The organism is Nostoc sp. DedQUE04 (assembly GCF_034530995.1).
Taxonomy (GTDB): domain Bacteria; phylum Cyanobacteriota; class Cyanobacteriia; order Cyanobacteriales; family Nostocaceae; genus Nostoc.
In genome coordinates this window covers 62571-85086 of the sequence record NZ_JAVRCA010000035.1, presented here as the reverse complement: position 1 = coordinate 85086, position 22516 = coordinate 62571, and the positions used below count along the sequence as shown (strand labels likewise).

The window sequence follows — 22516 nt, the reverse complement described above, 5'->3', positions numbered from 1 at the left end:
ATCAGACCTCCTATTTTTTCTTGGGATTTGACATATTTAGTCTAAACTCCAGTAGGTGTAGCCCATCGTAGACATCACCCACTCGCACAAATATCAATTGTATTTACAAGAAGTCAGAACAAATACGTTTTAGAAAAAATTGCTACTATCTTAGGACTGAATATATCAAAAATTAACATTAGTTAGTATTAGCTTAAAAGTTATATTTTGTTATCAAAATCAACACATTTCTCTTCTTTGTTTTAAGATGAAATATACGGTGTCTCATCTAGAAATTCTTTACAAAAGTTAGTGAATCCTCAAGAGTTAAACTATCACATTAAAAGGTGATATTTCAAACAGGAGATTGATTGTCATGACACAGCAAAATGCTGCCCGACTTTTTGAAGCTGTAAAACAAGATCAAGCGTTACAGCAAAGACTCAAAGCAACAGCCGATCCAGAAGCCTTCATCAAAATTGCTCAAGAGCGTGGCTATGATTTCGACGCCAAAGAACTGGATAGTGAAATCAGCAAATTATCTGAAGAAGATTTAGCTGCCATTGTCAACCCAGGATGGGGGAATAGACGCCACATTAATCCTAGATAATTTCTGTTCTAGGAAACCGAAAATATAGAAACAACTGAATTGACAAGTTTTGCTCCTCAAGGGGATACTGTTGCATCATCTCCTTTAGGGGAATTCTTGTTAAACACAAGGCTCAAATCCCTGATTTCCTAGAGAAGTCGGGGATTTTATTGTTTGCAAATGATTAAGTAGAGCTGTTATGTACCAATCGTCAGCTTTATTTATGCTGTGACAGTATCTATGTAATATCTGAAGAGAGTTAAAAATCCTTTCTCTACTCTCCATCTCGCCACCTGCTTAATTCATGAGTTAGGATGACTATATTTTAATCAGGTGATATGAAAAGAATAGAAGTTGAGCAAAGAACTATTTTAATTGGTTTGGCTGGTAGCCACGGCTATGGTTTAAATCGTCCTGATTCCGACTTTGATTATCGGGGAGTATTTATTGCGCCCAAAAGGTACTATTTGGGATTCGATCGGATAGAACAAAAAGATGCTGGTTGGGATGAACCAGGAATATTTCCATTCGTTGATGGTAACAAAGACACAGTTATATATGAATTAAGAAAAATCCTCCAGTTATTAGCAGGCGCGAACCCCAATGTTTTAGAATTGCTCTGGTTGAATAACTATCCTTTTTTAAGCGCAGTCGGACAGAATTTAATTAATCATAAGCAGTTATTTTTGAGCAAGAAGGTAAAACATACTTACACTGGTTATGCCTTTGCCCAAATCAAAAAGATGGAAACTCATCGTAAGTGGTTGTTAAAGCCACCGCAAAAAAAACCGATACCATCTGACTTCGCTATAGAAGACGAAGCACCTCTGAGCAAAGATGAGCTAAATGCTTTTTTAGAGTATCTTTATAACTTAATCAGAGGACGGATTGAGTTTTTAGAAGAAGCAGAACAATTATATCAATTGCTGACAGCAGATATTGATTTTAAAGGGGTGTTAAAACAATATGCTTTACCCGATGAAACTTTGGAATATACCCAAAAGTTAACCAATAGCCGTAAAGATTTTATCCGTCTGCTTCAGAAAAGCCAAAGCTATCAAATAGCTTTAAGGGAATGGAAAGCTTACTTATCTTGGCAGGAAAATAGAAATCCGGCTAGAGCAGAAATGGAAAGAAAATCGGGTTTTGACCTCAAACATGGGATGCACTGCATTAGATTGTTACGCAGTGGAGTAGAAATATTGCAGCGAGGTGAAGTGATTGTAGATAGGAGAATAGCTGGTGATGTTGAGGATTTAAAAGCTATTTTAAAAGGTGAGTATTCTTATGAACAGGTGATGAAAATAGCAGAAGATTTAGTCGCCGAAATGGAAGTTGTTTGCGAACAATCTGCCCTACCTCATAAACCCGATCTGGAGCAAATTAATGAGTTGTGCATGGAATTGGTGGAAATGCAGAATTGGTGATTCAAAAAGTTAGGAGTTAAAAGTTAGGAGTTAGAGGTTGTTTGAAAAGTTTTTAGGAGTAAAAAACTATGCTAATCGCTTCACCATGATACGGATCATGGCAAGATAAATAAAAGTCTCTGATGTTTCGGGCAATAACTCATAATCTCGAACCAATCGCCGGCATCCCATTAGCCAACCGAAAGTTCGCTCAACAACCCAACGTTTTTTGAGCAAGACAAAACCTTTAGCCTCTTGCGATCGCAACACTACCTGCACAATCCAACGGCACTCATTCCATCACCCACTGCATAAACGGCTCACCATCAAAGCCGCCATCCACCCAGATAGTTGTCAACCGAGATACCTGCTTACTAGATCGTTTAACCCGTTTGAGAAACTGTTTGCCCCCTTCTCGCTCACCCACATTGGCCGCCGTGACCAAGACCCGCTGTGACTTTCCCCAAGGTATCGACCGTCATAAATCGCTTCCGTCCCTTGATTTTTTTTCCTGCATCAAAGCCTATCAATTGACTAACCATCGCTGCACTCTTGACGCTTTGACTATCGATGATCGCTTCCGATGGACTTTGATGGCGATCCTGCTCAATCCGTGTCCACTGCCGAAGATTATCATGAATTTTCAGCCACGTTCCGTCTTTGCGCCATTTGCGAAAATAGCTATATACCGTCTGCCAGACGGGAAAGTCACCCGGTAGCGATCGCCATCTAACTCCTTCTACCAAAACATAGAAAATTGCGTTCAAGATTTCCCACATATCAACTTCACGCTTGCGACCACCGGGTTTTGGAGGAATTGGTGGTGGTTTTGGGATTGGTGCTTTAGCTGCTGGATTAATGGTATTTACAGGAGTTGGTTTTATTGCCGTAATTGTTGCAAGTGTAGTTGCTACAATTGCAGGTTCGTTTGGTTTTGGAATGCTTAATTCGGATGGACTAAAAGAGACAATAAAGGGGAAAGTAATTGAAATAGGATTTCAAAAATTTAATGAGTCAATGGATAAAAATAAATTACCTGCGAAGTTAGATGAGATTATTGGCTCAGTCTTTGAAAACCGAGTTGAATCAGCTAGTCGAGTAATTGCACAAGCGATCGCACTTTACGAAAATCTCCTAGAACAGCAGGAAAAAGCTCACAATGAAACCCTGGAACAACGTGAGGCTGAAAAGATGTGGATTTACCAAAAGCGCCAAGAACTTGAGCAAGTACAGAATGAACTGGAAGTTATTCTCAGCAAATGTACTTATGATAGTAAAAATTAAGCAACTCAATGACCTCAAAAGACATATTACAGACATCCTCCACGCAGTTATATCTGGCTAAAATGCTTTAAGAAGCGATCGCGCTTTGTTATAATCGCCAGTCTCATAATGTCATTTACAGATAAACGTCCTCTGGGTTGGTTGTTGCAGCAGTTTCAACTCCAGCCAGGTAAGCCCGCCCTTTCCTCTGGATTGCGTAGCCTTTTTGTACTGGGTGTCCCAATTGGAATTGGCATCATTACAGGTCATACTGCTGAAAGTGCGATCGCCACTATGGCAGCTTGGTTTGTTGGGATGGTAAATGTTGAGGGAGCTTACCGTCAGCGAGCGATCGCGATGATCGCAGCCACGATTGGGGTAACTGTGATGTTCCTAATCGCAAGTCTGGTTAGCAGTCATCTCTGGTTAGCTGTCCCGACCACGTTCTTGGTAATATTTATCGCAGGTTTAGCCAATCTCTATGGCAACGTGGCTGCATCTGTCAGCTTGATTACTTCGATCATGTTTGTGATTGCGCTGGCTAGATTCGCTGCATTTTCTAATTTGTCTACTCTTATTCAACACTGTGGGCTATGTCTGGCTGGTGGAACATGGACAACTGTCTTGTCATTAGGACTGTGGGTGGTGCGTCCTTATGTACCTGCAATGCAGATAGTTGCTAACTGTTATCTCTCATTAAGCAATTTTGTGGACTTGGTAGGCCACAGAGCATTAAATCCAAAGGATCGTCAGGAGTGGGAACAGCGATTTTTGCAATTTCAGGATACAGTTATTCAAAACTTGATATCTGCCCGTAGCGTCTGGACAACTATTTGGACTAGGCAAAGAGGAGCTAACCTACGAGGAAATCAGTTACTCGTATTAATCGAGGATGTAAATCAAATTGTCAATTCGGTTGTAGCACTGAACGAACTATTAGCGATCGCATCCGAACATCAATTATTTTCTCGGTTACAACCAGAAATTCAACAAGTGATACAACAGTCAGCAATTGCTCTGCAAATGTTATCAGAAGCGATCGCTAAAGGAAAAAACTCACCTCACTTAGGGGATCTCGATCGGAGTCTTGAAGCACTAGAACACCAAAGGCAAGTTCTGCGTTCGCAAGTCCTCAATCAAACTATCAATGCTCAAACAGATGATTATTCCGATCTCCTCAACCTTGGGAAAATTACAGCCAGTCTGACAAAGCTAGTAGAGCAAATTCATACTGATGCAGAGATTGTTACAGATTTAAACCAAGGAAAACTGCGTAACAGCATTGCCCAACGAGATATTTCCCCCCCAGCCCAACCAGAGCGTTCTACAATTATTGATACGCTGCGAAATAATTTCACTTTTGATTCAGTCCTCTTTCGTCATGCGTTGCGCCTCGCACTGATCGTAACTTTTGCTGAATTAATTGCCTCGCTATTCCAACTACCTAGAGGCTACTGGATAACGCTCACAGCTTTAGTTGCACTCAAACCCAACTTTGGCGGAACGTCACAGACAACAGTCCAAAGAGTCATCGGTACTATTTTAGGTGGAATTATTGGCATTGCTCTGGTTTTACTAGTTAAGAATCAATTGGCGATCGCAGTTTGTTTCCTACTGCTAGTATTTGTTGCGATGTCAGTGCGATCGTTAAGCTACAGTATATTCACCATACTACTCACTCCCGCCATCATATTGCTACTCAACATGATTAGTGCAGGTGGCTGGCAGGTTGGAGTATTGCGGATCTTCGATAGCTTTGCTGGGGGTGCCTTAGCACTGCTTGGTAGCTATTTGCTTTTCCCGCGTTGGGAACGACAGCAACTTCCTGCACAACTGGAAAAGACAATTCGAGCTAATCTTGCTTACTTTCAGCAAGTAATAGCTAACTATCTCCATCCAGAACATAATGCGTTTGCTGATTCTATCAATATGCTACGCCACCAAGCAGCACTAGAGAACGTCAACGCTAACGCCGCAGCTCAACGATTGTTCAGCGAACCTCGTCATATTCAGGGAGAAATCGAACCTGTAATGACGTTGATGGCATATATTCGTGGCTTTTTCAGTTCGGTAACAACTTTGGCAGAACATCTGCGGGAATTTAGCGGCGAGTACCAATTTACTGAACTCAAGCAACTTGCCGATACCATTGTCCAAGTTTTGGAAAACTTAGCAGATGCCCTTGGACAGGGACACTCACCCCAACCATTACCAGCGCTGGATAGCGATCTCGAAGCAATTCACCACCAAATCCAACAGCTACATACTGCTCGGTTATCAGAGATTGCTACCAATTCCAACACTTTAACTCCCACATTACAAGCCGTTCGAGAACAAACTCCACTTTCCACAGAACTGGATCGAATTGTTAATGAAATTAAAGTTATGCACTGTGTAATTGCTCGTCTGCAAGAATAATTGGCGTTGCAAAATAGTGGGATAAATTGGGTTATATTCACAGAGCTATTGCAAAATTGTGACAAAAGCATAACTAATTTATTTAGAATTGTGTCGCACAAAGTCTCACTCTTGATTTGTCAGAATTTCCCTGAAATCCTTAAATCCCCGCTAAAAAAAAACGGCGATCGCACTTGCAAAATCATGTATTAGTATATGGTAATATAGGACTCATATTTGATTTTTGAAAAAAACTCAGTACAGCTTTATTCCTTCTTCCCAGTCCCCAGTCCCTAGTCCCTACGATTAATTCAGAAATCAAATCAGATTGCTATAGAACAGTAATATTTGAGTAAATGATGCTCAAGCGACTAGAAGTCGCAGCTATACAAAAAAGTAATATTAAGAGTTATCACTTAGTTTGCAAAAGCAAAGTTAAATAGTTAACAGCCTAGCAGTAAGAAGATATTATGACCACTGAGAATTTCGTCGTCCGCCCAATGAAAAGGTCGGAAATGGATTTGGCGATTACTTGGGCAGCAACCGAAGGTTGGAATCCAGGAAAGTATGATGCTCAATCTTTTTATCAAACTGACGAGAGCGGTTTTTTCTTGGGTGAGTTGAATGGTGAGCCGGTGGGGTGCATTTCTGCTGTTGCTTACGATCCACACTTTGCCGTTATAGGTTTTTACGTTGTGAAACCCCAGTTTCGTGGGCAGGGGTTGGGTATAAAAATTTGGAAGACAGCAATGGACTATCTGGGTGCCGATCGTAACATCGGCTTGGATGGTGCAGTAGCTCAACAAGATAACTACAAAAAGTCTGGTTTCAAAATCGCTTATAACCATATTCGTTATGAAGGGGTAGGTGGCGGTGTTGTGCCTGCTGGAATCGTGGATCTGAAAACAGTGCCTTTTGAAGATTTGGTGGCTTACGATCGCCAATTTTTTCCTTCTAAGCGATCGCTGTTTCTGCAACATTGGATTGAACAGCCAGAAAGTATTGCTTTCGGGTTTCTCAAAAATGGATCTCTTGCTGGTTACGGAGTTATCCGACCTGCCCATACAGGTTTTAGGGTTGGGCCACTATTTGCTAATGACGAACAGATTGCTGAAGCATTGTTTCAAGCCTTGCTTGCACAAAATCCTCATGCTCCAGTGTTTTTTGATGTGCCGGATGCAAATCTACAAGCGATTGACCTAGTTCAACGTTACCAATTGCAACCAGTCTCTCAAACTGCTCGGATGTACACTAAAGAAATTCCTAGTTTACCTATTAATCGCATCTTTGCTGTGACAAGTGTAGAACTAGGTTAGAGATGGACAAACAACGTGTTTACATCCTTACTATATAATCCCACTGTAAGCGCGTAAGTTTTTCTCTTAAGTAGGATGGCATAAATAATTAAAGGTTTGTAGTAAGGGCTGGAGCCGCTCACTAGAAACTAATTTCAATATTTTTTACATTAGTTAATATAGTTTGAATTATTCTCACCAATTTACTTAGTCTGCGTGCTTCAAACTTGATGACTTTTAAAAGTTCAATTCTTCACAAGAGATGCGATCGCAGCTACCAATCTGGCAGGATCGGCTGGTTTAGCGATATGGAGTTGAAATCCGGCTGTAAAAACCTGTTTTTGTGTGGTTTCTACGGCGTAAGCACTAAGAGCGATCGCAGGAATTTGCCCACCTAAATGGCAGGCTACAAAGTACTTTACTTAAGTGGATCGTGTCCCCAATTTTTCAAAGAATAGCACCAGCGTGTGTGTTCCAAATCACCCGATGGCTTCTGTGCCATGTGACGATGGACGTAACTAATAACTTTCTTCATGTGCGAAAGATCGTCGTCGGTGTAATCATCCTTTTTCTGCAATAGCTGGATGATACGCTGTCCAGATTTATGACCGATTGACTCATCGTCGCCATCTTTTTGTCCGACAGTTTGTGACTCATCCGTATCTAGCCAAGACTCTAGTTCTTTAGGTGTCATATTGACAACTTGATAAAACTCGTCAACCACGGCTTTAACATCTTTACTCATAACTAAGCATTACTCCTCTACTTTCTTCAGAGCATCAGGCTTGTGAGCAGCTTGTTTCCCTGTCTTATCGCTTTCAACTAAGTACTCAGGGTTATCTTCACTTGCAGCAATATGATGTTCTTTAATATCTGTAGGTGAAGTGAGCTTCTTTACAACTTTGCCAGTTGTCTTACCTTGTGAAGTGTTCCATTCAACGCGATCGCCTTTTTTAAATTCTTCAGCCACATTCATCTCCTATCCTATTTGATGTTTTATACCTACTAAGGTCACATTATGTCTGCGACTGGAAAAGTAGCCATCATTCTAGTGATAGAGAAAAAAACAGCAAACAAGATTAGTCGGCGTTGCAGAGAAAGCGGGATGATTTTGCTAGTTTTGTGAGATGGGCAAGATGCCCATCCCTTGTATTTCGAGGCTTTCGTGTTGCCCACCCTACAAGAATCATTCCTTGATTCAGCAACGCCGGTTAATCTTCAGCAATCAAAATTAGATTCATGGGAACAACCTGAAGTATCAGATATTTAATCGTCATGAATTTGAATAGTTTCACCGTTGGCACGAGTAATACTAAGGGCATTGAACTCATTGTTATCATAGTTGCCAACTACGGTGACTTGTTCTCCTACAGAGAGGTTAATGGGTTGCCCCAAATGAGGTTCTGCCTCAACAATGATTTGTCCCTTACCATCGTTGAGAATGAACTCGTCATCTAAAAGCTTAGTAACTTGACCGGAGATAGTAGTAACACGAGCGTTTGGCAAATTGTCAATTTGGTTTGGTGCTTTCTGCGCTTCCACCTCAAAAGAAATTAGCAAGGCAAACAAGCTAGTTAAAACGATGCTGGGTATGGGATTGAAATTCATTTGTTAAGACCTCCAATCTGATGTGTAACTCACGCTTATTTTCAGATTGCCGGATAAAAGTAACAAGAAAGTAACAGCACGGTCTTAAGCCAAGAAATTCCTTCACTAACAATTAAAATCTTTGCTTGCCCAGTATGAATTGCTCGTTATGGTAAAGGTTTAGGCGTGAAGGGTAGCTTGATTTGAAATGTAGAGCCTTCATCCAAACGGCTGATTGCGATAATTTGTCCTTCATGTACCTGGACAATTTGTTGGGCGATCGCTAATCCTAACCCGAAGCCTCCTGTATGGCGCGATCGCACACTATCTACTCGATAAAACCGCTCAAAGATATGCGGTAAATCTGCCTCTGGAATCCCAATACCGCTATCGTGTACTTCAATTACTACCCAACGAGACTCAAAGAAGACTCGTAAGCAAACTCTACCTCCAGACGGCGTGTAGCGGCAGGCATTACTAAGAAGATTTGTTATTGCTTGCCGCATTAAATCTGGATTTATTCTCAACATTACCAATTGTTCAGGAAATTCGCTGGTGAATTCTAAGTTTTTTACCTTTGCTGAGTGAGTGTATTCCTCTACTAATGCTCCCAGCCAGCTAACCAAATTGACGAGGTGAAGTGCCTCTGGCTTTAACTGTCCTTCATTTCGAGCTAAGAATAATAAATCACTAATCAACATTCCCATTGATTCAGCAATCTGGTCAATATTTTCCAGGGAACTTTGCTGTTGATTGGGATCGATTGGTTCGAGCAAACTAAACTGAGCATGATTCCGAATTGCTTGAAGGGGTGTCCGTAGCTCGTGGGAAGCATCGGCTGTAAAACGCTGTAATTGCTCGTAGGTTTGGCGAATTGGCTGCATGGCCATTCCACCAAGAAACCACCCCGTCAAACCAATTACGCTTAAAGCAATGGGTACACCTACTATTAAAAACAGTCTCAACGACCATAAAGTTTCTTCAACAGGCGCTAAAGAAGCGGCTATCTCTAGATAGCCAATTAATTGTTTATCCTGAAAAACAGGAACTGTTAATTGACGCAGCTGTTTATTTTGGCGAACACTGGTAGAAACGCGATCGCTTGACTCAATTGTTTGAAATCCTAATCGATTATTTAACTGCTCTGATGGAATGACACCAAAAAACTCTAGTAATTGCTTTTTGGGAGTGTACCAACGGGCATAAATAATTTTATTGTCAAAGGGCAAAGCTTCACCACCCAAGATGGGGACATCTTCGAGACTAATGCGTTGCTGTTCTTGGTAAAGTCCATCTTCAACGCCAGCCGCCATCAACTGAGTTGTGTTGTAAAGTTCTTGGTCAAATGCCCGCAATTGCTCTTTTACTTCTAAAAAGTAAAGTATTGTCGCGAAGATCGCCAAAATACTTCCCATAGAGAGCGTAAACCAGCGAGCTAGGTTACGCCTACTCCGGTTGAACATATTAGGGATTAGCGATCGCATGATTCAGGAGCAAGCAATCTATATCCCATACCGTAAACGGTTTGCAGCCAATCTTCTGCTTTCACCATCTGTAAGCGCTGCCGCAGTCGATGCACTAACATGGCGATCGCTTTACTGTCTGGTTGTATATTCCACTCCCAGAGTGCTTGTTCGATTTGGTCATGAGTAAGTACCTGCCTGGGATGTCGAAAGAAATATTCTAGCAATTGAAACTCTCGACCCGACAACTGGACTGTAACTTCCTGGCGTTGTAACGTTAGAGTGTTGAGATGAAGTTGTAGGTCGGCTAACTCTAGCGTGTCGCCTTGCCAGAGTGGCGCTCTGCGTCCCAGTGCTCGTACTCTTGCCAACAGTTCCAGCAAACTAAAGGGTTTAACTAGATAGTCATCTGCACCAACATCTAAAGCAGATACTTTATCCAAAATTGCATCTTTAGCTGTGAGAATCAGCACTGGAGCCGTTTTTCCTGCTTGACGATACTGTTGACACAGACTAACACCACTCACTTTGGGCAACATCCAATCTAAAATTAACAGATCGTAGTCTCTCTGTTGCATTAACCATTGGGCTGTTTCACCATCTTCAGCACCATCTACAATATGTCCGACTTTCGATAGCGCACCCTGTAGTGGTTGTAACTGAGTAACATCATCCTCTACAAGTAAAATTCTCATTCATTATGTCGCTGTACTTTTTTTCTTTTTCCTATGATGAATTAATCATCAAACTTTTTCTGTATTATGGCTCGACCTCGCTGGTTGCAATTTCTCATTAACTTAGGACTAGAGTTTTGGCTGCCAATACCCTTAATCGGATTGTTTTTTTGGTTGAGTACGGGTTTGCTAACGTATCAAGTATTGAGCTATACCTACGATCCAACCGCCCAAATTCACGCCGACTCAAAACATCAAATTCAGTTTTCTGTTTCACTAGCTGTCATGTCTATTGAAGCTGTAATTCAACGCAAACAAAAGTTGACTGAAGTTAAAGTTTACACTGCTGATTCGGTTTTAAAGGAAATGGAATTTGAGTTTCCTGTGACTGAATTCGCTCAAGTCGATGCTGCGATCGCTCAAGCTTTAGGATTACCAATAACAGCAATAAACCAGTTGATACGTTATCGTATTGAGAAATAAGGGACTTCCAAAGAATAAATTAATCAACCAAAATCAAAAATTCACACCTAAACAATTAAATATACATCAATTCCTACATAATAAAGAAATATTAAGTTGCATTCAGAAAACTTTCAATGAGCCAAACTAGCCTAAATTTAGTTGCAATATCTATCTTTCTCATGACCCTATCGGTACTGGTGGGGCCATTCTTCAACTTATCGCCGGCAGTACCAGCACTTGCTACCTTCACCATCTTAGGCATCGCGACATTAGATAGCTTCAGCTTGCAAGGCAAGGGTGGTACTATCTTTTTAGATTGGATTGCTGGTTTTTCAAAAGAACACCGCGATCGCATCGTCCACCACGAAGCAGGACATTTCTTAGTTGCTTACCTGTTGGGTATTCCCGTTACTGGCTACACACTCAGCGCTTGGGAAGCCTGGAAACAGGGACAACCTGGCCAAGGCGGCGTTAGCTTTGACGATGGCGAATTAGCATCTCAACTAGAAGTGGGTAAAATCAGCGCCCAAATGCTAGACCGCTACTGCACTGTTTGGATGGCGGGTATTGCTGCTGAAACCCTGGTTTTTAATAATGCTGAGGGTGGAACTGATGATAAAAGCAAGTTGATCGGAGTCTTGACAATGTTAGGCTTTTCTGAATCAGTTTATCAGCAGAAAATGCGGTTTCATGCTCTCCAGGCAAAAACTCTACTGCAAGAAAATTGGTCTAGCTACGAGACTTTAGTTAGTGCTATGCGACAACGTACTTCGGTAGAAGATTGTCATGTTGAGTTAGGAGTAGGGAGTGGGAAGCAAGAAGTTATATCAAGCTAGTAATGAAAAGTTTGTAGTAAGCACTTTAGTGCTTAGAAAATAAGGATTAAAGTCCTTACTACGAACTCATTAACATTATCTTAAACAGAAAAGTTATTCAGCTCTGGCGCGGAGTGCAGGAGATGGAAAAAAATTTTTAAATCCAGCTTGTCGCTCAGTTAAAGATTCTAGATCGTCGTTCCAAAGACTTTCATAATAAAAGAAGGTTACGCCTAGACCCCGTTCTTGGGCAGCCCGCACTTGAGACTTAATTTGCTGCATAGGAACTGGGTTATTTCGTAACCCTGTCATAATGCCAACTCCAGTTGGAATTCTTTGTTGCGCTTCTTGAATTTCTGCGCGGGAAATATTTGCCACAAAACTTTTTAGATCCGGACGATAAATTTGCACAATTAACTCGTCCACAATATTTTGTCGCATCCAACCTAGCCAATCTTGCAAGTGAAACTTGTAAGCAAAATCATAGTAATTAGGAGAAACAGAGAAAATCGCCTGGGGTTTTCTCTGCTTCACAGCTTGGTTAAGTTTTCCCATGAATGCCGTAATCTTATCTGCCCGCCACTTTACCCATGCCGCATCTTGGGAATTTTTTGGGGGAGGATTCTTCGTTTCTTTGGTGTACAAAGCAACTGTATATTGGTCGTAGCCAAACTCGTGAGGCAAACTCATGTGATCGTCAAACTGAATGCCATCGGCATCATATTGAGTAACAGTTTCTAGCACAAGATTAGTGATAAACTGTTGCACTTTTGGATGGAACGGATTGAGCCACATCACTTCACCAGCCGCACTGTTTGAAGTTTGACTACCATCTTGCTTTTGTGTGAACCAATCCGGGTAATTCATTGCTAGTTCTGAGGTTGGGGGAGCCATGAAACCAAACTCAAACCAGGGAATCACTAGCAATCCTTGGCGATGGGCTTGAGTAATCAGGTCTGCCAGAATATCATGTCCATCTGAACCTTTGTAGACAAAAGGTTGAATACCTGCACGTTGTGCTAAGGCACTAGGATACATCACATAGCCAGAATTCCACACCACAGGATAAATTGTGTTGAAGTTCATCCGCCGCAGTTGACTCACTGCATCTTGCACCTTGTCTCGATTTTTGAGGGTGTCAAAATCATTAGTGGTCATCCAAACCCCCCGAATTTCCTGACGAGGTATCTGTGCGATCGCAGGGGTGAAACTGTCCACCAGCAATACAGTAACAAAGGATATTAAAATGAGAATGGGAAAAAAAGACTTGAATAGTCGCCGCCAACTTTGAACAAGAAAAGATGATTTCATAAATTTGAATGATGCATTAACTACCCACACACGCCATTGCTCGTTTTTACGATTGAATCTACTAACCATATAGTTTACAAGTATTTATGCTTAGTACAGAATTGATGAGTTGGTAGTTGTTCGTTCCTTGCTTATGGAACTTTTGCACCAAAAAACTAAAACAGACAAATTAAGGTAGTTGACGCAGTTAATAAGCATTTGTGCCCAATAGATATTGGTATAGGGAATGGGGCATGGGGCATGGGGCATGGGGCATGGAGAAGAGACAAGGTAGACGAGGAAGAGGGGGGAGACTTGGGAGAGACTTGTCCCCCTTGTCTCCCCTGCTCCCCTGCTCCCCTGCTCCCCTGCTCCCCTGCTCCCCTGCTCCCCTACTCCCCTGCTCCCCTGCTCCCCTACTCCCGATCTTCACATTCCCCCATGCCCTACCTGTGTCACAATAAAGAACTGTAATAAGAAAAATATTGTTAAGGTAATTTAGTGAGTCCAACTGCTCAATCCACGGCAAGTGCGCGTCGCGTAGTATTTCCTTTTACGGCAATTGTGGGCCAGGAAGAAATGAAACTGGCGCTGCTATTGAACGTGATTGACCCCAAAATTGGGGGTGTAATGATTATGGGCGATCGCGGCACCGGGAAATCCACAACTATCCGGGCGCTGGCGGATCTGCTACCAGAAATTTCTGTGGTTGCTAATGACCCCTTCAGTAGCGATCCTAGCGACCCTGACTTGATGAGCGATGAAGTCCGCCAACTGTTAGAACAAGGGGCGGAAATTCCCGTAGCTCACAAAAAAGTCCAAATGGTAGACCTGCCGCTAGGAGCTACAGAAGACCGAGTTTGTGGCACAATCGACATCGAGAAAGCTTTATCTGAAGGTGTCAAAGCTTTTGAACCGGGACTTCTGGCAAAGGCTAACCGGGGCATTCTCTATGTGGATGAAGTCAACTTACTAGATGACCACCTTGTAGACGTTTTACTCGATTCCGCTGCCAGTGGATGGAACACTGTAGAAAGAGAAGGTATTTCTATTCGTCACCCAGCGCGTTTCGTGCTTGTGGGTTCTGGAAACCCCGAAGAAGGCGAACTACGCCCCCAATTACTCGATCGCTTTGGGATGCACGCAGAAATTCACACAGTCAAAGAACCAGCCTTGCGGGTGCAAATCGTAGAACAACGGGCGGATTTCGACCAAAACCCGCCAGTATTTCTCGAAAATTATAAACCCCAGCAAGAAGCATTACAACAGCAAATTGTCAATGCTCAACAGCTTTTGCCAGAAGTGAAAATTGACTACGATCTGCGGGTGAAAATTTCTGAAGTCTGTTCAGAACTAGATGTAGATGGTTTGCGGGGTGACATTGTTAGTAACCGCGCTGCCAAAGCCTTAACAGCTTATGAAGGACGCACTGAAGTTACAGTTGATGATATCCATCGTGTAATTACGCTATGTTTGCGTCACAGACTGCGGAAAGACCCTTTAGAATCGATTGATTCTGGCTATAAAGTTGCCAAAGTTTTTAGCCGCGTCTTTGGCGTCGAACTACCAGAAAGTGATACTGCACAAAAGAACGGCACAGGTCAAAAATTAGGAGCTAGGGGTTAAAAGTTAGGAGCAGAGCCGGAAACGCTCCGCCTCCGATGAAGAATTAATAGTTAAGAGTTTTGAATGGAAAGCTGCTTCATATCTCACAACTTTAATTCCTCAATCAGCACTGACTAGATATAACTCTTAACTCTTAACTCTTAACTCCTAACTCTTAACTTAGTACTGAAATATGAGATTTTGGTCTTTTTGGTTCAACAGCTTTGTTTTATCTAGTCAATACAACCCGCCCAGGTTTGTAGAATTATTGATGCTCTTATTAGCGATCGCAATGCTAGCAATAGCCAGTATTTTACCTGACATACCCTATTTAATCTTAGGCTTGAGCTTAGTAGTTGGGGCATCTATTTCTATCTTAGTGCGGGAAGCGATCGCTCCCTCACCCCAAACACGAATTACCCAACTAACAGCATCCTTATTACTCATCATCAGCCTCTATGGCTTTGCTGATTTAATGTACACTCTTTAAAATTTATAGGATTCCTATTTGATTTTTGAAAAAGATTACGGGATAATACGGATAAGGATAAAAGTGTAAGAACAGACAATGATAGATCGGCATCTACAAACGGTAACACTACCTAGAGAAGTGGCAACTGCGATGCCTGCGGCGAGCTTCGCTAACGCTGAGTTACGAGATTTTATCGCAGCTTGCCGTGATGCTCGTGATGCAAGAAAAGCTTTGGCGGTCAAGTTGGTTGTGCCTTGATTACTTGTATGAAGAAATCCAAACTATTTTAGATGTGTCTTTAGGCTCGATAACAGGTTGGAAACAAGCCTATGAGGAATATGGAATTGATGGACTGCGGTTAAACTACAAGGGGAGGAAAAGTTACCTGAGTGCCGAACAGCGAGAAGAGGTGTTAAGTTGGCTCTCTACCAAGAAGTGTTGGGACCTGGGTGAACTTGAATACAAACTGGCTTTTGAGTACGACGTGGTTTATGAGTCAAAGCAAAGTTACTACGACCTGTTCGATGCAGCTGACATCAGTTGGAAGAAAACCACAAAGCTGAATCCCAAAGCCAACCCAGATGCTGTTACAGCAAAAAAAAAGAGATTGAAACATTGTTAGCTAGCAACCGTTCCGAAATCGAAGCCGGAAAATTGAGGGTGTTGTTAATTGATGAGTGTCATTTAATGTGGGGAGATGTAACTGGTTATGTGTGGGGAAGAACTGACCAAGAAATAACGGTTCCAGTCGTCAATGAGCGAGAGAAACAAACATATTATGGAGCTGTGGACTATCTGGAACGAAAATTATTGCTTAAAGCTTACGACAAAGGAAATTCAGAAAATACTATTGATTACCTGCAATATCTACTAACTGAGTCTGACAACCAACGATTGCTGATTTTTTGGGATGGCGCTACCTACCACCGTTCCAAAGAAATCCAAAGCTTTTTAGATGAACTTAATCAAGGTTTGTCACCAGAACAATGGAAAATTCATTGCGTTCGTTTCGCCCCTAATTGTCCAGAGCAAAATCCGATTGAAGATATTTGGTTGCAGGCTAAAACATGGGTTCGACGTTTTTGTGCCTTGATTCCCTCTTTCTCTCATTTAAAGTGGATGAATGAACAAGTTTATTCGACACACTACATTTGATTTTCCCACTCTTGGGATGTACGGATTTTTTTCAAAAATCAAATAGGATTCCTATATTAGCGATCGAGCTGGAATTACTGGTTATAAAACATTAGTTACATCTAATTTGCAACAGGCATCAGACTTAACTGTTGGTAATCTTTATTACTATTTTAAGGTGAGAGATGAATCTAAAGATGAGACAGAGTTAGTTTCAGCTAACTAAAACACATACAGAAATTCTTGAAGTAACTATTTTCTCAAGTCCGCATAGGCGGACTTTTTTATATAGCTGCGACTTTCAGCTACTTAAGCATTATTTACTCAAATACTACTGTTATATTACCAATTTGCTCTTTTATTTTATTTTGTGATTAGGCAAATTTTGCTAAACCTGATTCAAGAATTTTTCGTTTTATTCCTGTATCTTGTTGTCCATCTACCCAATTTGTAAATTTATTTATACTAGATACAAATAGAGAACTATGGGGACTGGCAATACAGATGGTTGAAAACAACTATACATATCGAGAAATACAAACAGTTTTCTCTCATTTATTTACTCTCAAACAGATGCTTGAGTTTTTAGATTAACTATTAAAATTAGCTCAAAAATAATTGAGAAAAGTTCATCTTTCATTAAGATTAAGTCATCATAGTCATCATTTTTATCCCCAGAGACTCGAACAAAAGAAAATCGCGCTCGTCAATTTATTTTTTTTAGCGATCGCATCTTTGCTAGCTTGTTAGTTCAAATGTACTATATTACTTACTCAAGTTTCGGGTGGGTGTCGATAAAATTTGATGTATATCAATCACCATAAAGGTTTGAAGTTTAGCACCGAGAACTAGTCTAAACTCCAGTATTGAGTGGAAAAGGTTTTAGTCAATTTTGCGAAGTTTCGGTTAAAAAGAAAAAAGTCATTATTGACACCATCAAAAAAAACCGAAAACAGTTATAAATATATCTTGGGTGAAAAAGTACTTAAGTTCTGTGCTAAATCTATCTTTGTCTGTAGAGGAATTTGGGTATGCTAAGACGCAAGCGCGGAGTTATACTCACTTCTGTCGGTTTACAGAAGTTTGAGGAAGCAAGGCACAAGTTTGAGTTTCGAGATAATTTTGGCAAGAGATTTACTCTTGAAGAGTTAAGCTACCGCACTAACTTAGATCCTCTAACAATTAGAAAAGTTTTGAACCGTAGGAAGGGAGTCGACAAGCGAACACTTGAGGCTCTCTTTCTTGGTTTTGATAGCTGCCTATGCGAAGGCTACTATTCGACCTCAGACCCCAATTGCCGTCAAGATTGGGGGGAAGCTGTTTCTGTCTTAGCATTTTACGGACGTACAGAAGAACTCAGTACTCTAGATGAGTGGTTGCTGAAGGATTCGTGTCGATTAGTTACCATTCTCGGAATGGGTGGAGTAGGAAAAACTTCTCTGTCGATTAAATTGGCAGAACTAATGCAAGACAAATTTGATTGTATTGTCTGGCGATCGCTGTATGACGCTCCACCCATTGATACATTCTTGGGTAGCATCATTCAGTTTCTGTCTGACGAGCAAGAAACCGAGGCAGAATTGCCGGAAAGCGTTAGTGATAAGATTTCCCAGTTGCTTAACTACTTTAAGGAAATGCGCTGCTTGGTCGTGTTCGATAATGTAGATGCTGTATTACGTGGTGGGAGTCGAGCAGGACAATATAGGGTTGGATATGAGCAGTATGGCGAACTCCTCAAACGAGTAGGTAAATCAGATCACCAGAGTTGCTTGCTACTCACAACGCGAGAAAAACCGAAAGAGGTCGCCTCTCTAGAAGGAGAAGCCTTGCCAGTGCGAACTTTGCGATTGGGTGGACTAAAAGAAGGAGAGGGAGAGGAAATTCTTAAGAGTAAGAGGCTCAAGGGTTCAGAAACTCAATTCAGCGCACTGGTTACACGCTATGGAGGCAATGCCTTAGCCTTAAAAATTGTCGCAACTACAATTCAAGATTTATTTGATGGTTATATTTCTGAGTTTTTAAAGGAGGAAACCACCGTATTTGGCGATCTTCGCGACCTATTAGACCAGCAATTTGAGCGTTTATCTGATGAGGGAAAGCATGTAATGTACTGGCTAGCGATTAATCGGGAGCCAGTTACCCTCTCCAAGTTACGAGAAGATTTAGTATCGCCTTTTCCACAACTGAATTTAGTTGAAACGCTGGAGTCTTTGGGACGGCGATCGCTCATTGAACGACATACAACTTGCTTCACCCTACAGCCAGTCGTCATGGAGTACGTGACAAGTCGCTTGGTTGAACAAGTTTGTGAGGAGATTGCTAACCAGGAGTTTTCGCTTTTTAAAAGCCATGCTCTGATCAAAGCTACCGCCAAAGACTATGTAAGAGAGACTCAAATTCGTCTGATTCTCTATCCCGTGATTAACAGGTTAATTCCAGTCTTTGAAGGCAAAAAAAACTTGGAATATCAACTGACTCAAATTTTACTCAAGCAGCAAGAGAAGTCACCTTTGGAGCCGGGATATGTAGCAGGTAATATTTTTAACTTACTCAATCAGCTAGGAACTAATTTAACGGGCTATGATTTCTCTGGTCTAACCATTTGGCAGGCTGACCTACGAGATGTAAATTTACAAAATACAAACTTTGCTTACGCCAATCTAGCCAAGTGTACGTTTACTGAAACTTTTGGTGCTATTCATGCGGTAGCTTTTAGTCCTGATGGAGAACTTCTGGCGGTAGGTGACAGTAATGGAGAAATTCATCTTTACCAAGTTAGCGATGTGCAACCAGTCTTCATCTGCACGCGACACAAAAGTTGGGTAACATCACTGACGTTCAGCCCTGATGGTAAGATTCTCGCTAGCGGCAGCACAGATTACACAATAAAGCTATGGGATGTTAGTACTGGTCAGTGCCTTCGCACCTTAGAAGGGCATACAAATGAGGTTTGGTCGGTTGCATTTAGCCAAGATAATTGCACATTAGCAAGTGGCAGCGATGACTGCACCGTGAAGCTATGGAATAGCAGCACTGGAGAATGCTTGAAAACACTTGAGGGACATCTTAGTTGGGTACTCTCTGTTGTCTTTAGGGGAAATACTCAACTGTTGAGTGGTAGTGACGATCGCACCGTTAAATTGTGGGATATCAACACTGGAAAGTGTATGCAAACGTTTGAAAAGCATCATAATAGTGGAATCCGGTCAATTACCCTCAGTCCAGATGGTCAGATACTAGCAACTGGCAGCGAGGATCAAACTATTAAGCTATGGAAGACTCAAACGGCTGAATGTCTCAAAACACTTCTGGGGCATTCTAATCGAGTTTTTTCTGTGGGCTTCAGCCCACAAGGCGACCTTTTGGCTAGTGGTGGGCACGATCATACCGTGAAGTTATGGAATGTCGATACGGGTGAATGTTTCAAAACGCTGCAAGGACATTTCAGTTGGGTCTTTTCAGTTGCCTTCAGCCCCCAAGGTAAGTTTCTGGCTAGCGGCGGCCACGATCAAACCGTGAAGCTATGGAGTGTCGAGACAGGTGAATGCCTCAAGACCCTACAAGGATATACCAATCAAATACTCTCTGTTAGCTTTAGTCCTGTTAGTGCTAGTTTGCCAAGCATTGGTCAAATTTTTGCTAGTAGCAGCCGCGATCGCACTGTGAGGTTATGGGATGCCGCAACTGGCGAATGCCTCCAAGTGTTAAAAGGACATTCCAACTCGGTTCATTCAGTTATCTTTAATCATGAAGGAAATATCCTAGTCAGCAGTAGTGTAGATAAAACACTAAAAATATGGGATGTTCGTTCAGGTCAAACCTTAAAAACCTTACAGGGACATCGCGCAGCAGTTTTATCGATTGCCTTTAGTCCAGACAGCCAAACCATAGCAAGTGGTAGTGAAGACTGTACTATAAAACTGTGGGACGTTCGTTCAGGTCGAACCTTAAGAACCTTACAGGGGCATGACGCTGCGGTTTGGTCAGTTACCTTCATCTCTCAAGGAGATATATTGGCGAGTGGCTCCTGGGATCAAACGGTCAAGTTATGGGATATTCACACGGGTAACTGCCTCAGAACGTTGGCAGGACACACGAGTTGGATTTGGGCAATTGCGATCGCTCCCGATGGTAATATCCTGGCAAGTGCTAGTCCAGATCGAACAATCAGGTTGTGGAATCCAGACACGGGTGAGTGCCTGAAAGTTTTACAAGCAGACACAAACTGGTTGCAATCGATCGCCTTTAGCCCTGATGGCAGAATACTGGCTAGCACGAGTCACGATCTGACAATCAAGTTGTGGGATGTCTCTACAGGTGAGTGCCTGAAAGTTTTGCACGGACATACAGGCTTGGTTTGGTCAGTTGCTTTTAGTCCAGACAACCAAACCTTAGTTAGTGGCGGTGACGATGAAACGATTAGACTTTGGGATATCGTAGCAGGCAAATGCTTAAAAACCATGAGAGCAAGTAAGCCCTATGAACAAATGAATATTTTCGGAGTTAAAGGTTTAACTGAGGCGACAACTGCCACGTTGACCTCTTTAGGAGCAGTTATCTAAGTTCAAACCATTAGCCTAGTAGTTCGCTTTCGTGACAGAAAGCGGGGTAAAGGGTAAGGGGGAAAGTGGAGTCCCCTCTGGGGATAAGGGGCGGGGGAAAAGGTTTTAAATCCCTTACCCTTTCCCCTTTTCCCTTTTCCCTTTCCCCTTTCCCCAGCCTCACCCAGCTTTCGTTGGCTTGACAGACCACTAGCGGGACTTAGACATGACTGTTTGGGCTGCTTGGAGGGTGCGATCGATGTCTGCTTCGGTATGAGCTAAAGAAGTAAATCCGGCTTCAAATTGAGATGGAGCTAAATAAATTCCATGTTCCAACATACCGCGATGGAAGCTAGCAAATTTACTTAAATCAGACTTTTTGGCATCCTCATAATTGCGAACTGGACTTTCGTTAAAGAAGAAACCAAACATGCCGCTAATGCGATCGCCGCAGGTAGCATGACCTGTTTGTTTAGCAATCTCCAGCATCCCGTCTGTGAGTCGCTTGGTAATGCGATCGAGATACTCGTAAGTTCCAGGTCTTTGCAACAACTCTAACGTCTTAATCCCTGCTGTCATCGCCAGTGGATTGCCCGAAAGCGTTCCGGCTTGATACACATTTCCGGCTGGAGCAACCATCGACATAATTTCTTGGCGACCACCATAAGCGCCTACGGGTAGACCGCCGCCGATAACCTTACCTAAAGTAGTCAAGTCAGGAATAACACCAAATTTCTCCTGCGCCCCGCCGTAAGCGATGCGAAAGCCTGTCATCACTTCATCAAATACTAATAGCGCCCCATACTCCTGCGTCAGTTTTCGCAAACCTTCAAGAAAACCCGCAGCAGGTGGAATAAAACCTGCATTTCCTACCACAGGTTCAAGAATTACACCAGCAATTTCATCAGGATTTTGCTCGAATAATACTCTTACTGCTTCTAAATCGTTGAAAGGAGCGGTCAGCGTATTGCTAGTTACGGATTTGGGCACACCAGGAGAATCGGGCAAGCCGAGAGTGGCAATACCAGAGCCAGCCTTAACGAGAAACATATCGGCGTGCCCGTGGTAACAGCCTTCAAACTTGATTACTTTCTCTCGCCCCGTAAAAGCTCGCATCAGACGAAGCACAGCCATACAAGCTTCCGTGCCGGAGTTGACAAAACGCACCATTTCGATACTGGGAACAGCATCGATTACCATCTGTGCCAGTACATTTTCGAGATAGCAGGGCGCACCGAAGCTAGTTCCTTTTTCTAAGGCATCGTGCAGAGCCGCAATGACTTCAGGATGAGTGTGACCGCAGATAGCAGGCCCCCAACTGCCGACATAATCGATATATTGATTGCCATCCACATCCCAGATGTAAGCATCCTTGACGCGATCGAACACAATCGGCTGTCCGCCAACAGATTTGAAAGCCCGTACGGGAGAACTAACTCCTCCTGGCATTAATTTTTGGGCAGCAGCAAAGATTTCCGCCGATTGGGTGGTTTTTAAGCGAGTCGTTGCAATCATAATTTTTTCTCCTGAGATTTTGACTT

17 protein-coding genes and 3 pseudogenes are annotated in these 22516 nt (G+C 42.3%); 11 read left to right on the top strand and 9 right to left on the bottom strand.

Annotated features, from left to right (window positions below):
* The first annotated feature begins 355 nt into the window (after nt 1-355).
* Nucleotides 356-589, top strand: coding sequence for a Nif11-like leader peptide family natural product precursor (locus RM049_RS22540; protein WP_322674100.1), 234 nt, complete (start codon nt 356-358; stop codon nt 587-589).
* 317 nt (nt 590-906) lie between these two features.
* Entirely contained in the window at nt 907-1995 is a 1089-nt protein-coding gene (locus tag RM049_RS22535) for a DNA polymerase beta superfamily protein (protein ID WP_322705748.1), read from the top strand.
* Nucleotides 1996-2061: 66 nt separating this feature from the next.
* Here the strand turns inward: RM049_RS22535 and RM049_RS22530 are convergent.
* Nucleotides 2062-2834, bottom strand: a pseudogene (locus tag RM049_RS22530) (IS5 family transposase).
* On the opposite strand from RM049_RS22530, the gene RM049_RS22525 reads away from it, so the two are divergent.
* The 3 genes from RM049_RS22525 to RM049_RS22515 all read left to right on the top strand — a co-directional run bounded on the left by RM049_RS22525 (nt 2767) and on the right by RM049_RS22515 (nt 6950).
* Nucleotides 2767-3258 carry a hypothetical protein gene (locus tag RM049_RS22525; RefSeq protein ID WP_322705747.1) on the top strand — a complete coding sequence of 164 codons (492 nt, stop codon included), beginning with the start codon at nt 2767-2769 and terminating at the stop codon, nt 3256-3258. The pseudogene RM049_RS22530 and the gene RM049_RS22525 sit on opposite strands and share 68 nt — an antisense overlap.
* Before the next feature lie 108 nt (nt 3259-3366).
* Complete coding sequence (locus tag RM049_RS22520; protein ID WP_322705746.1) at nt 3367-5655, top strand: FUSC family protein; 2289 nt, start codon at nt 3367-3369, stop codon at nt 5653-5655.
* Between the two features lie 449 nt (nt 5656-6104).
* Nucleotides 6105-6950, top strand: coding sequence for a GNAT family N-acetyltransferase (locus RM049_RS22515; RefSeq protein WP_322689784.1), 846 nt, complete (start codon nt 6105-6107; stop codon nt 6948-6950).
* 224 nt (nt 6951-7174) lie between these two features.
* Here RM049_RS22515 and RM049_RS22510 read toward each other — a convergent pair.
* The 6 genes and pseudogenes from RM049_RS22510 to RM049_RS22485 form a co-directional block, all read right to left on the bottom strand.
* A pseudogene (locus RM049_RS22510) lies at nt 7175-7324 on the bottom strand (response regulator); the annotation flags it as partial.
* A gap of 23 nt (nt 7325-7347) precedes the next feature.
* Nucleotides 7348-7674 carry a DUF3140 domain-containing protein gene (locus RM049_RS22505; RefSeq protein WP_322674110.1) on the bottom strand — a complete coding sequence of 109 codons (327 nt, stop codon included), beginning with the start codon at nt 7672-7674 and terminating at the stop codon, nt 7348-7350.
* 9 nt (nt 7675-7683) lie between these two features.
* The gene (locus RM049_RS22500; protein WP_322674149.1) at nt 7684-7899 is read right to left on the bottom strand and encodes a DUF2945 domain-containing protein; all 216 of its coding nucleotides are present in this window, start codon (nt 7897-7899) and stop codon (nt 7684-7686) included.
* Nucleotides 7900-8195: 296 nt separating this feature from the next.
* A complete protein-coding gene (locus RM049_RS22495) occupies nt 8196-8537 on the bottom strand; it encodes a hypothetical protein (protein ID WP_322674109.1) in 342 nt (113 codons plus the stop codon).
* A gap of 146 nt (nt 8538-8683) precedes the next feature.
* On the bottom strand, nt 8684-10000 hold the full coding sequence (locus RM049_RS22490) for a HAMP domain-containing sensor histidine kinase (protein WP_322705745.1): 1317 nt from the start codon (nt 9998-10000) through the stop codon (nt 8684-8686).
* Nucleotides 9988-10674, bottom strand: a complete 687-nt coding sequence (locus RM049_RS22485; RefSeq protein WP_322674107.1) for a response regulator transcription factor — start codon at nt 10672-10674, stop codon at nt 9988-9990. Before RM049_RS22485 ends, RM049_RS22490 begins: the two co-directional genes overlap by 13 nt.
* 66 nt (nt 10675-10740) lie before the next feature.
* Between RM049_RS22485 and RM049_RS22480 the strand changes: the two genes are divergently transcribed.
* Nucleotides 10741-11136, top strand: a complete 396-nt coding sequence (locus tag RM049_RS22480; RefSeq protein WP_322705744.1) for a hypothetical protein — start codon at nt 10741-10743, stop codon at nt 11134-11136.
* A gap of 116 nt (nt 11137-11252) precedes the next feature.
* Nucleotides 11253-11954: an ATP-dependent Zn protease gene (locus RM049_RS22475; RefSeq protein ID WP_322689781.1), complete on the top strand. Its 702-nt coding sequence runs from the start codon at nt 11253-11255 to the stop codon at nt 11952-11954.
* A 93-nt stretch (nt 11955-12047) separates the two neighbouring features.
* On the opposite strand, the gene RM049_RS22470 is transcribed toward RM049_RS22475, so the two are convergent.
* Nucleotides 12048-13313 (bottom strand): glycoside hydrolase family 10 protein, encoded by a 1266-nt coding sequence (locus tag RM049_RS22470; RefSeq protein ID WP_322674104.1) that lies wholly within the window; start codon nt 13311-13313, stop codon nt 12048-12050.
* A gap of 411 nt (nt 13314-13724) precedes the next feature.
* Here RM049_RS22470 and bchI point away from each other — a divergent pair, with 411 nt between their 5' ends.
* The 4 genes and pseudogenes from bchI to RM049_RS22450 all read left to right on the top strand — a co-directional run bounded on the left by bchI (nt 13725) and on the right by RM049_RS22450 (nt 20996).
* The gene (gene bchI, locus RM049_RS22465; protein ID WP_289798563.1) at nt 13725-14849 is read left to right on the top strand and encodes a magnesium chelatase ATPase subunit I; all 1125 of its coding nucleotides are present in this window, start codon (nt 13725-13727) and stop codon (nt 14847-14849) included.
* Nucleotides 14850-15021: 172 nt separating this feature from the next.
* Nucleotides 15022-15318, top strand: a complete 297-nt coding sequence (locus tag RM049_RS22460) for a hypothetical protein (protein ID WP_094348316.1) — start codon at nt 15022-15024, stop codon at nt 15316-15318.
* Nucleotides 15319-15396: 78 nt separating this feature from the next.
* A pseudogene (locus RM049_RS22455) lies at nt 15397-16501 on the top strand (IS630 family transposase).
* A gap of 964 nt (nt 16502-17465) precedes the next feature.
* Nucleotides 17466-20996 carry an NB-ARC domain-containing protein gene (locus tag RM049_RS22450; RefSeq protein ID WP_322705743.1) on the top strand — a complete coding sequence of 1177 codons (3531 nt, stop codon included), beginning with the start codon at nt 17466-17468 and terminating at the stop codon, nt 20994-20996.
* Nucleotides 20997-21185: 189 nt separating this feature from the next.
* On the opposite strand, the gene hemL is transcribed toward RM049_RS22450, so the two are convergent.
* The gene (hemL, locus tag RM049_RS22445) at nt 21186-22490 is read right to left on the bottom strand and encodes a glutamate-1-semialdehyde 2,1-aminomutase (protein ID WP_416212655.1); all 1305 of its coding nucleotides are present in this window, start codon (nt 22488-22490) and stop codon (nt 21186-21188) included.
* Nucleotides 22491-22516: the final 26 nt, after the last annotated feature.

What these genes read in the sequence shown, in the direction of transcription:
- RM049_RS22460 (WP_094348316.1), top strand. Translation starts at nt 15,022, where the DNA reads ATGAGATTTTGGTCTTTTTGGTTCAACAGCTTTGTTTTATCTAGTCAA.
- RM049_RS22470 (WP_322674104.1), bottom strand. Translation starts at nt 13,313, where the DNA reads ATGGTTAGTAGATTCAATCGTAAAAACGAGCAATGGCGTGTGTGGGTA.
- RM049_RS22505 (WP_322674110.1), bottom strand. Translation starts at nt 7,674, where the DNA reads ATGAGTAAAGATGTTAAAGCCGTGGTTGACGAGTTTTATCAAGTTGTC.
- RM049_RS22450 (WP_322705743.1), top strand. Translation starts at nt 17,466, where the DNA reads ATGCTAAGACGCAAGCGCGGAGTTATACTCACTTCTGTCGGTTTACAG.
- RM049_RS22490 (WP_322705745.1), bottom strand. Translation starts at nt 10,000, where the DNA reads ATGCGATCGCTAATCCCTAATATGTTCAACCGGAGTAGGCGTAACCTA.
- RM049_RS22515 (WP_322689784.1), top strand. Translation starts at nt 6,105, where the DNA reads ATGACCACTGAGAATTTCGTCGTCCGCCCAATGAAAAGGTCGGAAATG.
- RM049_RS22540 (WP_322674100.1), top strand. Translation starts at nt 356, where the DNA reads ATGACACAGCAAAATGCTGCCCGACTTTTTGAAGCTGTAAAACAAGAT.
- RM049_RS22480 (WP_322705744.1), top strand. Translation starts at nt 10,741, where the DNA reads ATGGCTCGACCTCGCTGGTTGCAATTTCTCATTAACTTAGGACTAGAG.
- RM049_RS22535 (WP_322705748.1), top strand. Translation starts at nt 907, where the DNA reads ATGAAAAGAATAGAAGTTGAGCAAAGAACTATTTTAATTGGTTTGGCT.
- RM049_RS22495 (WP_322674109.1), bottom strand. Translation starts at nt 8,537, where the DNA reads ATGAATTTCAATCCCATACCCAGCATCGTTTTAACTAGCTTGTTTGCC.
- RM049_RS22485 (WP_322674107.1), bottom strand. Translation starts at nt 10,674, where the DNA reads ATGAGAATTTTACTTGTAGAGGATGATGTTACTCAGTTACAACCACTA.
- hemL (WP_416212655.1), bottom strand. Translation starts at nt 22,490, where the DNA reads ATGATTGCAACGACTCGCTTAAAAACCACCCAATCGGCGGAAATCTTT.
- RM049_RS22520 (WP_322705746.1), top strand. Translation starts at nt 3,367, where the DNA reads ATGTCATTTACAGATAAACGTCCTCTGGGTTGGTTGTTGCAGCAGTTT.
- RM049_RS22475 (WP_322689781.1), top strand. Translation starts at nt 11,253, where the DNA reads ATGAGCCAAACTAGCCTAAATTTAGTTGCAATATCTATCTTTCTCATG.